A 12,574-nucleotide genomic window follows, 5' to 3' on the forward strand; every position below is an offset into this window, starting at 1 on the left:
CGATGGCGGCGGCAGCGCCGGCACCGTCGAGGCGGTCCATGTTGGCTTCGGTGGCGTGGCCGGCGTTGGCGCCTTTGATGACTACGTCGTGGGTGTCTTCTTTATCGACTTCATCCCAACTCAGCATTGAAAATACTCCTTCCTGGTCCGTTCTGACGGCGTGGGTGACTGCTGTTCACCGCGTTCAAAAATGTTCTACTTGCAGGCTTCAAGGCATTGAAATACTGCACGCAGTGTGGTCTGTCTTTGACGGCGACGCACACTATGTAGTGGTGATTAGTTGGTGTTGGCACACTATATGGTGTTTGCCTAGGGTGGTCAACGCGTAGAAAGTACGGTCTTGAGCGGCTGGCAAACCCTTTGTTGGGTATAAAGCCGGGTGTCGATCGAGATCATCAAGATGGAACGGGCGTTTTAGCCCGCTTGTTGCCACTGGCCAACCGTCTCGGCACTGATGCTTACACCGCCGCAGACGATGATCACCACGTCCTGTGCCTCGGCAATCGCCGGGTGATCCAGATAAGCCACCGCCAGCGACACCCCACACGCGGGCTCCACCAACTGGCGCAGGTCATCGGCGTAACGAGCAACGCCCATCATCGCCTCGGAATCGCTCAGCACCACGCATTGATGGGGGAAACCCTGGATATGCTCGACCGGCCACCCCGCAACCTGCGTGGCGGCGAGGGACTTGGCGATGGTGTCGATTTTCGCCAGTCGCACAGGATGCCCGGCGTCCACGGCGGCGGCAAACGACGCGGCGCCCTGGGTCTCGCAAGCGATGACCTTGCAGTCATAACGCTCGTGGCGTTCTAGCCCCACCAACACACCTGCCAGCAACCCGCCGCCGCCCACGGAAGTGACAATGGCATCAACCTGGGGGCAATCCTCAAGAATCTCGTCGACCATGCTGCTATGGCCTTCCCACAGCAGCGGGTGATCGAAGGCCGGCACATACAGCGCATCCGGCGCTTCGGCCAGTTGCAGCGCCAGCTGATTGGACTCATCCCAAAGATCACCGTGCACCACCACTTCAGCGCCGGCCCGCTGGATACGTGCGCGGGTCGCCTGCGGTGTCGTCGTTGGCACCACGATTCGCGCGTGTAAACCCAACCCTCGTGCCGCCACCGCCGTCGCCAACCCGGCATTGCCGCCGGACGGGCAGACCACTGTCGTCTTGCCCTGGCTGGCGGCGTAGGCACAGAGGGTGTTCATCCCCCGCAACTTGAACGAGCCGCAGGGTTGCAGGTTTTCCAGCTTGAGCCAGATCCGCCGGCTGGGTGTGGAGAGGCCTGGGTGCAGAATCAATGGGGTACGAATCGGCAGCATTGCGCAATTTCCTTATTGGTAGGCCGACTATCATAAGGTCGGCCGCCCGCAGCGTACATCAGGTCGCGTGCTGAACCAGCGGCCTGGGCCGCGTTACATGGCTGATGCCCATGATGATCAGCGGTGTAAACAGCGCAATGTAGGCGTTGTCTATACCCCACGGATTCCCTGCGAGAAACCAACCCACCGTCGCCAACAGGGAGGCGATGATGCTAAGAAATGCGCCTGTTGCCGTACCGAATTTAGGCGCATAAAACACCATCAGTACCAGCACCGCCAGGGATGCACGCAGGGCCTTGCCGAGGAACGCGATCATCAGCACCTTGTCCGACGTCAGTGCCAGAGCAATCGGCAGCAGGCCGACGGCAATGGTCGCCAGGCGCACGAAACGCAGGGATTTGGCGTCGTTTTTTCCGGATTGAACCACGGTTCATAGAAGTCCCGCAGCAACAGGGTGGCCGAACCCATGCTCACCGCCGAGATAGTGCCAAACAGCGAACCGGCCAGGCCGGCGACCACCAGTCCGGCGGTCAACTGATCCATGCTGGCGATTAGGCTGGGGAACGCTTGCAGGGAATCCACGTGAGGGAACAGTACCGCGCTGCACATGCCGATCAAGGCGGCTCCGATGCCGAACGGCACCATCAGCACTGCCACATAGAAACAGGCACGCTGGGCCTTGCCGGCATGGCTGACGGTATTCACCGCCTGGATCACGTACTGGGTGGAGAAGATTGAACCGATACCGGCAATCATCCAGGCAATGATCTGGCCCCAGCCGATGGTGGTCCAGTCGAACATGCTGGCGGGCAATTGCGCTTGCAGTTGGCCAATGCCGCCGACCTGTTTAAGGCCGAACCACAACGCCAGGCCCACGCCTAGGTATTTCAGGGCGGCATGGACGAAGTTGGTGTAAATCACCGAACGCATGCCGCCGATGCTCACGTACATCACCGAGACCACGCCGACTATGACAATAGCCAGGGTTCGGTCCACCTGCATCACGCTGGCCAGCACCGCGCCGCCGCTGGCGTAGATCGATACCGCGACGATCTCCAAGGCGAAGATGGTGATAATCGACGTGGCAAAGCGGGTGCGCTGACCATAGTTGCGCGCCAGCACACCGGAAATGGTGTTGTCGCCCAAGTCCTTGTACTTGCGCGCCAGCAGCCAGGCAAACAGCACAAAGCCCAGGGCCAGGGCGAATAGGTTCCAGGCCGCCGAGATGCCCACCTTGAAGCCGGTCTGAGCCGTACCGATGCTCACCGCGGTGCCGATAAATTCCGATAGCATCAAAAAGCCAATCAAAAACGCCGGGAAATGCCCGCCGCCGGTGGTGTAGTTGTTGGCACTGCGCGAATGACGACGAACGCCGTAGCTGATCAGCGCCAGGCTGAGCATGTAGACGCCGGTGATGGACAGGACGATCCAAGAAGAAGTGTGCATCTTTATACTCTTTAGGTATTTTTGTAATTGGCGCTAGTTTCCTCTCTAGGTTTTGCTTTCGTCTAATATCAACCAAGTATGGTTTGATACTTGGTTGGTATTTAATGAATTGGCGGCCGGAGGCCGTGCTCAAATCTGCTCGCATTTGGCCCGTATCGCCCACTGGCTGATGGGGAAGCTGTTCCACACGCCGTTCCAGTTGCCTTCCTGGGAGCCGCACAGGGTCACGTTCTGGAACTCGCAGGGGAACTGGTCGAAGTCTTCGCCGTGGCCGAAGCGGCCGAGTTTCAGGGCGAACTTGCGGTCGAAGAATTTTTGCTCGTACCAGAACTGCGACAGCCGCCAGGCATTGCCGCCGCCGAACACTTCCATGGTCGAGGTCAGGCCGGTGGCGTCGGGGTGATGCACGCGGTCGTTGGTGATGTCCTTGCCATGGCGTTCGCCGATGCCAATGCGAAAGGTCGCGTCCTGCCAGCCGAGGAGTTTTTGCAGGTCCATGGTCACGCCGAGGATCAGTTGATCGCTCCAGCGCGCGGTCATGTGGGAGTCGTAGCCGCCGCCCAGGTTGGAGCCGACTTCGCCGACGTACTTGAGGGTGAAGTCGTAGCCTTTTTCCGCCAGTTTCGGGCGCAGGCCGTTCCAGTCGCCGAGCATGGCGGGTGAGTTGGAATCGAGAAAGCCGGCGCTCACGGCGCTGGTGGAAAAGGCGCCGCATAACAGGGCCTGAGGGAGGGTGTTGCGCATGGAGTGCTCCTTGGTTTTGTTTTTTATTAGGGGTGTTGCTCAAATTCGGGACGCACGAATCCCTTGTAGGAGCCGGGCTTGCTCGCGATTGCGGCGTGTCAGCCAATACATCTGGCGACTGTCATACCGTCATCGCGGGCAAGTGCTGCTTCCACACTGGATCGAGTTGTTCAGGGGGGAGGGGGCGGCCATCCCCTGGCCGTGGATCCTGCAACCGGAAACCAGCCCGGCGCGCATCGGCTTCGACCAGGTCTTACAGCATCTGGCCTTGCCGCTACCGGCGGACATCATCGAATGCAGTTCGGTGTACTCGATGCAGCAGCTGATTCAACTTACCGACGCAATCATGGTCCTCTCGGAAAGTGCCCTGCGTGACTACCTGAAAATGGGCCTGGTGGTGGCGCTGCCGGTGGAACTGGAGGTGCAGCTTGAGCCATTTGGGCTACTGCTGCGCAAGGGGGAGCCGGTGAGTCGGGAGTTGGGGCTGTTTATTGATTTGCTCAGGCAAAAGGCGGCGCTGCTCGATACCCGCCTTTTGTAGGCGCGAGGGGTTTGGCAAAAAGAGCTTGGTGCGTCGCAGGGATATTAATTAGAATGAATCTCATTTGAGATCAACTCGCGCCGCGCAGGTTTGTTTGCCATGAATGATGCCGTAATGCCAATGCCCGTCGCAGAGCCCAGCCTTCACAGTTTGTACCGCGACCACCGCAGTTGGCTGGAAAGCTGGTTGCGGCGCCGGCTGGGCAATGCCTGGGATGCGGCCGACCTCAGTCAGGACACGTTCCTGCGGGTGCTGGCCAGCGCCCAGCCGATTGCGCAACTTCAGGAGCCTCGGGCCTATCTGGTCACGGTGGGCAAGCGCCTGCTGGTCAATTTCCATCAGCGCCGCAGCCTGGAACAGGCCTACTTGAATGCCCTGGCGCGCTTGCCGGAAGACTGTGTGCCGTCGCCCGAACAGCGCTGGCTGCTGCTGGAAACCCTGCACGCCCTGGATGAGTTGCTCGACGGCTTACCCCCGGCTGTGCGTCGGGCGTTTCTCTGGAGCCAACTAGAAGGCCTGGGTTATCGCGAGATTGCCGAGCGGCTCAAGGTCTCGGAACGCACGGTCAAGCGCTATATGGCCCAGGCGTATGAGCATTGCCTGTTGGTGGAACTGTGAGTCGCAGCGGGCCGTCGCCCGAAGCGCGCCAGGTCGCCCGGGCTGCCGCGCAGTGGCTGGCGTTGCTGGAGTCGGGCAGCGCCACCGAGCGTGATCATGCCGGGCTGCAACAATGGCGAGACAACCACACCCGCCATGAACAGGCCTGGCAAAAGGCGCAGTTGCTGCGCCAACGCTTTGCCCAATTACCCCAGGCGCTGGCCATGGCCAGCCTGGATCGACTGCAACCGGGCCGGCGCGCGGTGCTCAAGCGTGCCTTGGGCGTGGCGGCACTGGTGCCGGCGGTGTGGTTGCTCAGCCGGCAATTGCCCATCGACGTCTGGCGTGCCGACCTGTACACCGCCACGGGCGAGCGCAAACAAGTTCCGCTGGCCGACGGCAGCAGTCTGCAACTCAATACCGCCAGCGCAGTGGACGTGGACCTGGCCCAGCGCCGCCTGACACTGGTGGATGGCGAGTTGGCGCTGACGGTACCGGGCAAAGCGCCGTTGACCGTGCAGACTCGCTACGGCCAGGTCATCGTCAGTCAGGCCGAGGTCTGTGTGCGGCAGTTGCCTGATGGATGCCAGGTGTCGGTGCTCAAGGGCGCGGTTCAGGTGCGCGATGGTCGCGGGCAAGTCGCAACCTTGCAAGGCGGCCAACAAGCGCGACTGCAAAGCACCGGCCTTGGCCCGATGAGTCCGTTCGACGCCCTGCAACTGGGCTGGCGCGACGGAGTGCTGACTGCGCAGAACCAGCCGTTGGGCGACTTCCTGCGCGAACTCGAACGTTATCGACCCGGCGTGCTGCGCTGGGCCCCGAGCCTGGAAACCCTGCGAGTCACCGGCAGCTTTCGCCTGGAAGACACCGATCGCATTCTTAGCCTGCTGGCCTCGACCCTGGCTCTGGAGGTTCATTCGCGCACGCGTTATTGGGTCACATTGACGCCCCGCAAAAAACTGGCCTGAGGTGTTTGTTGTGGCGAGCGGGCTTGCCACAACCGTGTTCGGCTTAATTAATTGAAAAGACCGTGTCCCCTTTTTTCGCGTCGCTTGTCATCCAAGGCAAGTGAACGAAAACAGAGAGCCTTTTAAATGCCCGTCGTCCCGCCATCGCTGTTGCGCCTGAGTCTTGTGCTGAGCCTGAGTGCCAGCCCGTTGTTTGTTCCTGTGAGCTGGGCCGAGGACGCGGCCCGGCGCAGTTATGAGGTGCCGGCCGGCAGCCTGGGCACGGCGCTGACCCGCTTCGCCGGGCTGGCTGGGGTCAACCTGTCGGTGGACCCGGCCCTGGTGAGCGGTCGCAACAGCGCCGGGATCTCCGGTGAATTTGCCGTTGAGGAAGGCTTCGCCCGCTTGCTCCAGGGTTCCGGCCTGCAATTGCAGGCGGTGGGTGATCGCTCCTACACCTTGATCCCTGCGCCGCAAAGCGGCAGCTACCAACTGCCCGCTACTTCAATTCTTGGTATCGCTGCCACGCCAGTGGCTGAAACCTATGCCGGTGACCAAGTCACCCGCAAAGGTGCCCAAGGTATGTTGGGGGAGGCTGACTTTTTGGACACGCCTTTCAACCTCACTTCCTACACCGCCAAAGCTGTGAAAAACCTGCAGGCGCGCACCCTTGGCGAGATGGTTGCCAGCGACCCGTCGGTGCGCATCACTAACCCGGCGGGCGGGCGCTTTGAGCAGTTTTCGGTACGCGGTTTTAGCCTGTTCAACAGTGATGTGTCCTACGGTGGCCTGTACGGCGTGCTGCCGACCTACGCCATCGACATGGAAATGGTCGAGCGCGTCGACATCCTCAAAGGCCCCGGTGCCTTGCTCGGCGGCATCGCCCCGCGGGGCAGCGTTGGCGGCAATATCAATATTGAACCTAAGCGCGCGACCGACGCACCGATCACCGAATTTACCGGTAGCTATGCCTCGGCCGGGCAGTTCGGCGGCGCAGTGGATATCGGCCGGCGCTTCGGTGAAGAGCAGCAATTTGGCGTGCGTTTCAACGGCGTGAAGCAATCCGGTGATACCGAGTGGGATCACCAGAGCGTGGATCGGGAAATGGCCGTGATCGGCCTGGACTTTCGCAAGGAGCGGGTGCGCTTGTCCCTCGACCTGGGCCGCCAGGAACGCACCGCCGACGCACCGCAGGAGCGGGTCGAAATCGCCAAGGGCAGCGTGATGCCCAAGGCCGAGGACATCCGCCGCAACTTCGCCCAGTCCTGGACCTGGTCCCACACCAAGGACACCTTTGGCGCGGTACGCGGTGAGTTTGACGTGAATGATTCGCTGATGGTCTACGCCTCGGCGGGGGCGCGTAAAGGCAACTACGACTTCCTGCGCCATGGGGTGCAGAGTACCCAGAGCAACGGCGATTTTACCGTCGTGCCGCGCAGTTTTCGCCGCGATGAAGACGTCAAGACCGTCACCGTCGGCGCCCGCAGCTGGTTCAATACGGGGGCTGTGGGACACACCATCAACGTCAGCCTGAACCGCTTCAACATGGACTTCGACAATGCCGGCGAGCGCTATACCCCCGGCAAGAGCAACCTCTACAACCCGGTTGTATTGCCCAAGCCCGGCAAGGCCGTGCGCTGGGACACCAGCACCCACACCGAAGACCGTTTCACCAGCCTGGCCCTGGCCGATACCCTCAGCTTTCTCGATGACCGTGTACTGCTGACGCTGGGCGCACGCTTGCAAAAGGTCGAGGTGACGTCCTGGAGCAACGGGGTGAAGGACCAACCGGAATATGACGAGCAAGCGCTGTCGCCAGCCCTCGGGCTGGTGGTGAAAATCACTGATCAGTTCTCGCTTTACAGCAATTACATGGAAGGTTTGAGCCAGGGCGAAACGGCACCGTCAAGCGGGGTGAACAACGAAAACGCGATCTTCGCGCCCACTAAAAGCAAACAGGTGGAAGTCGGCGCCAAGTACGATATGGGCAGCTTCGGGATGACCGCCAGCGTGTTCCGCATCAATCAACCGGCGTACGGTATCGACGAGCAAAACAACTTCAAGCCTAACGGCGAGTTGCGCAACCAAGGCGTTGAGTTGACGGTGTTTGGCGAACCCATTGAGCATGTCCGATTACTGGGTGGTGTGATGCTGCTGGACAGCGAGCAAACCAAAACCGCCAAGGGCCTGACCGACGGCAAGCGCGGCACCGGCTCCCCGGTGGCCAACGTCAACCTTGGCGCCGAATGGGACATCCAACACCTGCAAGGCCTGACCCTGACTGCACGCGCCATCCACACCGGCTCGCAATACCTGGACGCGGCCAACCAGCAAAAAATCCACAGCTGGGAACGCTACGACCTTGGAGCGCGCTACACCTTCAAAGTCGACGACAAACCGATCACCGTGCGCGCCACGGTCGAGAACGTATTGAACACTACTTACTGGGCCTCGGCCGCCACCTCATCCGACAGCGCCCCTGGCTTGACCCTGTCAACGCCGCGTACCTGGCTGGTGTCGGCAACGGTAGGGTTCTGATCGCTGCTACGAGACGTGCGCATTCTTTAGATCACATGCGCCCGCTGCAACTCGGTCAGGGACAACACCTTGAGCCGAGCCAGCAGCGGGTCCCGCCGATCCCTCGGATGAGCCAACTCCACCGCCAACTCCTGGCGAATGCTGCTGGGCCGGTTGTCCATCACCAGCACCCGATCACTCAGGTACAGCGCCTCGTCCACATCGTGAGTCACCAGCAGCAGGGCGATGGCGTGGTGTTTGGCCAGTTGCAATAACAGGTCCTGCAATTTCATGCGGGTGAAGGCATCCACCGCGCTGAACGGCTCGTCCAGCAACAGCACCTGCGGGCGTGAATACAGGCCGCGGGCGATGGCAACCCGCTGGGCCATGCCGCCGGACAACGCCTTGGGCAAGGCTTGCGCAAAGCCATTAAGGCCCACCTCATCGATTAACTGAGCAACCCAGGCCTTGTCGTAATGACCGTCATCGCTAAAGCCAATGTTTTGTTCCACCGTCAGCCACGGCATCAACCGTGGCTCCTGGAATACAAACGCCACTTCGCCGCCGCTGCTACGCAGTTCGCCCTGGAAGTCCTTTTCCAGGCCGGCGACTATCCGCAGTAAGGTGCTTTTGCCACAGCCGCTGGGGCCCAGCAGGCTCACGGTTTCCCGAGGCTGCAAGGTCAGGTGGACGTTGGTCAGCACAGTGGTGGCGCCGAAGGTTTTACGCTCGACGCGAATATCCAATAACGCTTCACTCATGGCTTAATCCCCTGGGCCTTGGCCGTTGAAGGTGTCGCGCCAGGCCAGGCAGCGTTTTTCCAGGGCGGCCAGCAGGCCGTCACTGATCTTGCCCAGCAACGCCAGGACTATGATCGCCGCCAGCACAATATCTGGCCGTGACGTTTCCCGCCCATCACTGAGCAGGTAACCCAAGCCCTTGGTTGCCGCGATCAATTCAGCCGCCACCAGAAACATCCAGGCCAGGCTCAGGCCGCTGCGCAAGCCAGTGAACAGGCCGGGCAGGGCGGCCGGCAACAGCACTTGCCGCACCAGGCGTCGGCGGCTGAAGCCATACATCTGCCCGACTTCCACCAGCTTGCGGTCGATATCGCGAATCGCCGCGACGCCGTTCAGGTACACCGGGAAGAACGCGCCGATGGCGATCAGTACGATCTTCGAGGTCTCGTCGATGCCCAGCCACAGTAACAACAGCGGCACCCAGGCCAGGCTCGGAATCGAGCGCAGGCCGGCGAAAGTAGGCTCCAGATAGGCTTCGGCTTCGCGGCTCAAACCGACCCAGGCGGCAAACACCAGGGCCAGACTGGCGCCGATGGCGAACCCCAGCAATACCCGAAGCAGGCTGGCACTGATGTGTTTCCACAAGGCGCCTTCGGCCAGGTCCGTCAGGGTCACGGCGATTTCACTGGGCGCCGGCATCTGGTAAGACGGCAGCCAGCCAATGCGCACGATCACCTCCAGCAACGCGATGATCAGCACCGGCAACGCCAGGCCCTTGAGCCGCCGTGGCCAGGCGCTGCGGTTGAGTGGTTGCGCTGTGGCCAGGGCCAGGCCGACAGGCAGGGATTTGCTTTTGCTGGTCATCACGCCACCTTTATGGACGAGGCAGGGCCTGGCCGAATGAGGTGTCGATCAACTGGTCGATGACCTGATCGACATTCACCCCACGGCGCACCAGTTCCTCGGACACCAGGATCGGCGCGGCGGCCTTGGATGAAACGACGTCCTGGGCGGTGAGCAGCGGGCTGCTCAAGTCTGTGCGCGACAGTTGCAGCTTGGCTACTTCCAGGGGGAGGCCGGATTCGGTCGCCAGCAGTTTCGCCAGCTCCTCGGGGTTTTTTACCGCCCATTCCCGGGCCTTTTCATAGGCGCCGAGCACGGTGGCGATGGTGTGTGGATGCTCCGTGGCATAACGCTCGGTGACGCTGACCACGCCATAGCTGTTGAAATTCTTGTTGCGATATAGCAGGCGTGAGCCGGCCTGGATCTCGCTGGCAGCCATGTGCGGATCAAGGCCTGCCCAGGCGTCGACATCGCCTTTTTCTAGAGCGGTGCGGCCGTCCGGGTGTTGCAGGTGTACCAGTTCCACGTCGTCCTTGGTCAGGCCGGCCTGTTGCAAGCTGCGCAGGGTAAACAGATACGGGTCGGTGCCTTTGGTGGCAGCGATTTTCTTGCCCTTGAGGTCGGTGACGGTCTTGTACGGCGAATCCTTGCGCACCACCAACGCGGTCCATTCGGCGCGGCTGTAGACGTACACCGATTTGATCGGGCTGCCATTGGCTCGGCTCAACACCGCTGAAAGACTGGCCGAAGAGGCAAAGTCGACGCCGCCGCTGTTGAGGTATTCCAGGGAGCGGTTGCTGCCCTGGCTCAATACCCAGCCGACCTTGGTTTGTGGCAAGGCTTTTTCAAGCCAGCCGAAATGCTTGAGCACCAGGCTCACGGGCGAGTAATAGGCGTAGTCCAGATGGACTTCGGCGGGTGCGCTTTCGGCGGCCTGAGCCACAGGTTGCAGACTAAGGGCAAGGGCGCAGGCGCCCAAGAGGACTTTGGCGAAGGATTTCATGGAACAGCTCCGGGCAAGGCGGGAAAGAGAAGGCTTTCTTATATTCAGAAAATATCAGTCGGCATGTTTCATCATGCGTTTGAGGAATATGCAGTCTCTGTGCCATCTGGCGCGGGGCGAGAGTTAAGGCGTTTCTGGCGGATAACGGCGGGAAAATGCTGTGAAGTGACAGGGCACTTTGTTGATTAGCTGTTGGTTGGGCAACAGTAGTGTTTTTATTGCATATGTTTTTATGGAATAAATAAAGAGTTATATATTCCTTTTGTTGTTCTTTCGAATGGCGCATTTTGAGGGCCTGCGCATTCGTGCGGATTGACCCAACAGCTAAAGGAAAGCCGACATGACCATCAAAGCGATCAACGTGCGCAACCAGTTCAAAGGTGTGATCAAGGAAATCCTGATTGGCGAAGTGGTGTCCGAGATTGACGTGCAAACCGCATCCGGCGTCGTGACGTCAGTGATCACCACCCGTTCGGTACGTGACCTGGAATTGAAGGTGGGCAGCGAGGTGATTGCTTTCGTCAAATCGACAGAAGTTTCCATCGCCAAGCTGTGAAGCTGATGATCGTTCCCTCGCCCGGGAACGATTAGCACATATCAACCAATGGCCTCAGCGCAGACGCAAACTGCGCTCCATGCGCTGGAGACCTTCTTCGAGCAACGCCCTTGGGCAGCCGAAGTTCAAACGCACAAATTGTTGGCTGTCATCGCCGAACTCCAGACCGGCGCTGAGACCGACTTTCGCCTGTTCCAGGAAAAATCGCTGCGGATCTTCCTGGCCCAATGCGCTGCAATCGAGCCACGCCAGGTAAGTACCTTGTGGTGCATGCATCAGCACGCCCGGCAAACGGGTACGCACAGCATCTACCAGGTAATCGCGATTGCCTTGCAGGTAGTTGACCAGCGCCTCCAGCCATTCGCCGCACTGGCTGTAAGCTGCCCATGTCGCTTCCAGGCCCAGGGGGCTGACGCTGTCGACCATGCCGCAGCGCGCGCGGTTGAAGCGCTCGCGTATCACCGGGTCCTGAACCACGGCAAAGCAGGTTTTCAAGCCAGCGATGTTGTAGGCCTTGCTGGCCGACATCAGCGTGATGGTGCGCTGGGCAATCTCTGGGCTCAGGCTCGCCGTGGGGATGTGCCGACGCCCGTCGAAGCACAGGTCTGCATGGATTTCATCGGAAATGATCAGCGCGCCTTGCTCCAGGCAGGCAGTGGCCACCGCCAGCAACTCTTCGCGGGGGAACACTTTGCCCAGCGGGTTATGCGGGTTGCTCAGCAGCAGGGCGCCGGCACCGGTCAGCGCTTGGCGCAAGGCGGGCAGCGGGGTGAGGTATTCGCCTGCTTCGCTCAGTTCAAACGGTACTTCGATCTTTGGCAGGTTCCAGTTGCCCGGTGCGTTGCGCAGCGGGCAATAGTTGGGGGTCTGCAACACCACCGGTTGCCCCGGTTGGACGAAAGCATGCAGCGCCATGTTGAACCCTGGCTCTACACCGGGCAGGAACAGCAGTTCATCGGGCTGCACGCGCCACGCATACTTGTTCCACAAATCGGCGACGATTGCCTCGCGAACTTGCGGGCGGGCGACGCTATAGCCGAGCATCTGTTGGTCCAGGCGCTGGTGCAGCGCCTCCAGAATGGCCTCTGGCGCGGCGATGTCCATGTCGGCAATCCACATCGGCAGAACGTCTTGCGGGTAGCGACTCCACTTGGTGCTGCCGGTGCCGAGGCGGGAGTGGATCGTGTCGAAATCAAAGCTCATGGGGGGCTCGTGTCTGTGGGGCTGGCGTGCAATGGCGCTGATTCTAACGCCATAAAACCTACACGCCAGAGCTGATTGCCCGTTTGCCCCCATTTGATTTGACGCGCG

The 12,574-nt window shown here is 60.7% G+C and carries 10 protein-coding genes and 3 pseudogenes; 5 read left to right on the forward strand and 8 right to left on the reverse strand.

Going from position 1 to position 12,574, the window contains the following annotated elements; all coding sequences use genetic code 11:
* From AAEZ06_RS03035 to AAEZ06_RS03050, 4 genes and pseudogenes are all read right to left on the reverse strand, one after another.
* A pseudogene (locus AAEZ06_RS03035) lies at positions 1-127 on the reverse strand (ribonucleotide-diphosphate reductase subunit beta); the annotation flags it as partial.
* Between the two features lie 287 nt (positions 128-414).
* A complete protein-coding gene (locus AAEZ06_RS03040; RefSeq protein ID WP_149414514.1) occupies positions 415-1,329 on the reverse strand; it encodes a pyridoxal-phosphate dependent enzyme in 915 nt (304 codons plus the stop codon).
* A 58-nt stretch (positions 1,330-1,387) separates the two neighbouring features.
* Positions 1,388-2,775, reverse strand: a pseudogene (locus tag AAEZ06_RS03045) (sodium:solute symporter family protein).
* A gap of 129 nt (positions 2,776-2,904) precedes the next feature.
* A complete protein-coding gene (locus AAEZ06_RS03050; RefSeq protein WP_502948012.1) occupies positions 2,905-3,519 on the reverse strand; it encodes a carbohydrate porin in 615 nt (204 codons plus the stop codon).
* Positions 3,520-3,715: 196 nt separating this feature from the next.
* On the opposite strand from AAEZ06_RS03050, the pseudogene AAEZ06_RS03055 reads away from it, so the two are divergent.
* The 4 genes and pseudogenes from AAEZ06_RS03055 to AAEZ06_RS03070 form a co-directional block, all read left to right on the forward strand.
* Positions 3,716-4,060, forward strand: a pseudogene (locus tag AAEZ06_RS03055) (LysR substrate-binding domain-containing protein); the annotation flags it as partial.
* Positions 4,061-4,159: 99 nt separating this feature from the next.
* A complete protein-coding gene (locus AAEZ06_RS03060; RefSeq protein WP_350612774.1) occupies positions 4,160-4,678 on the forward strand; it encodes a sigma-70 family RNA polymerase sigma factor in 519 nt (172 codons plus the stop codon).
* Entirely contained in the window at positions 4,675-5,625 is a 951-nt protein-coding gene (locus AAEZ06_RS03065) for a FecR domain-containing protein (RefSeq protein WP_350612776.1), read from the forward strand. The genes AAEZ06_RS03060 and AAEZ06_RS03065 overlap by 4 nt, the downstream gene beginning before the upstream one ends.
* Before the next feature lie 126 nt (positions 5,626-5,751).
* Complete coding sequence (locus AAEZ06_RS03070; RefSeq protein ID WP_350612778.1) at positions 5,752-8,142, forward strand: TonB-dependent siderophore receptor; 2,391 nt, start codon at positions 5,752-5,754, stop codon at positions 8,140-8,142.
* Positions 8,143-8,168: 26 nt separating this feature from the next.
* Here AAEZ06_RS03070 and AAEZ06_RS03075 read toward each other — a convergent pair whose 3' ends face one another.
* The 3 genes from AAEZ06_RS03075 to AAEZ06_RS03085 are packed head-to-tail and all read right to left on the reverse strand — an operon-like array spanning position 8,169 to position 10,707.
* Positions 8,169-8,882, reverse strand: coding sequence for an ABC transporter ATP-binding protein (locus tag AAEZ06_RS03075; RefSeq protein ID WP_350612780.1), 714 nt, complete (start codon positions 8,880-8,882; stop codon positions 8,169-8,171).
* Positions 8,883-8,885: 3 nt separating this feature from the next.
* Complete coding sequence (locus AAEZ06_RS03080) at positions 8,886-9,725, reverse strand: ABC transporter permease (protein WP_350612782.1); 840 nt, start codon at positions 9,723-9,725, stop codon at positions 8,886-8,888.
* Between the two features lie 10 nt (positions 9,726-9,735).
* Positions 9,736-10,707 (reverse strand): aliphatic sulfonate ABC transporter substrate-binding protein, encoded by a 972-nt coding sequence (locus AAEZ06_RS03085; RefSeq protein WP_149414498.1) that lies wholly within the window; start codon positions 10,705-10,707, stop codon positions 9,736-9,738.
* A gap of 340 nt (positions 10,708-11,047) precedes the next feature.
* Between AAEZ06_RS03085 and AAEZ06_RS03090 the strand changes: the two genes are divergently transcribed.
* Positions 11,048-11,263: a TOBE domain-containing protein gene (locus AAEZ06_RS03090; protein WP_133102741.1), complete on the forward strand. Its 216-nt coding sequence runs from the start codon at positions 11,048-11,050 to the stop codon at positions 11,261-11,263.
* A 54-nt stretch (positions 11,264-11,317) separates the two neighbouring features.
* Here the strand turns inward: AAEZ06_RS03090 and AAEZ06_RS03095 are convergent, their stop codons facing one another.
* A complete protein-coding gene (locus AAEZ06_RS03095) occupies positions 11,318-12,466 on the reverse strand; it encodes a MalY/PatB family protein (protein WP_350612785.1) in 1,149 nt (382 codons plus the stop codon).
* Positions 12,467-12,574 lie beyond the last annotated feature (108 nt).

Source organism: Pseudomonas sp. HY7a-MNA-CIBAN-0227, from assembly GCF_040310325.1.
Classification (GTDB): domain Bacteria; phylum Pseudomonadota; class Gammaproteobacteria; order Pseudomonadales; family Pseudomonadaceae; genus Aquipseudomonas.

What these genes read in the sequence shown, in the direction of transcription:
- AAEZ06_RS03040 (WP_149414514.1), bottom strand. Translation starts at nt 1,329, where the DNA reads ATGCTGCCGATTCGTACCCCATTGATTCTGCACCCAGGCCTCTCCACA.
- AAEZ06_RS03050 (WP_502948012.1), bottom strand. Translation starts at nt 3,519, where the DNA reads ATGCGCAACACCCTCCCTCAGGCCCTGTTATGCGGCGCCTTTTCCACC.
- AAEZ06_RS03060 (WP_350612774.1), top strand. Translation starts at nt 4,160, where the DNA reads ATGAATGATGCCGTAATGCCAATGCCCGTCGCAGAGCCCAGCCTTCAC.
- AAEZ06_RS03070 (WP_350612778.1), top strand. Translation starts at nt 5,752, where the DNA reads ATGCCCGTCGTCCCGCCATCGCTGTTGCGCCTGAGTCTTGTGCTGAGC.
- AAEZ06_RS03075 (WP_350612780.1), bottom strand. Translation starts at nt 8,882, where the DNA reads ATGAGTGAAGCGTTATTGGATATTCGCGTCGAGCGTAAAACCTTCGGC.
- AAEZ06_RS03080 (WP_350612782.1), bottom strand. Translation starts at nt 9,725, where the DNA reads ATGACCAGCAAAAGCAAATCCCTGCCTGTCGGCCTGGCCCTGGCCACA.
- AAEZ06_RS03085 (WP_149414498.1), bottom strand. Translation starts at nt 10,707, where the DNA reads ATGAAATCCTTCGCCAAAGTCCTCTTGGGCGCCTGCGCCCTTGCCCTT.
- AAEZ06_RS03090 (WP_133102741.1), top strand. Translation starts at nt 11,048, where the DNA reads ATGACCATCAAAGCGATCAACGTGCGCAACCAGTTCAAAGGTGTGATC.
- AAEZ06_RS03095 (WP_350612785.1), bottom strand. Translation starts at nt 12,466, where the DNA reads ATGAGCTTTGATTTCGACACGATCCACTCCCGCCTCGGCACCGGCAGC.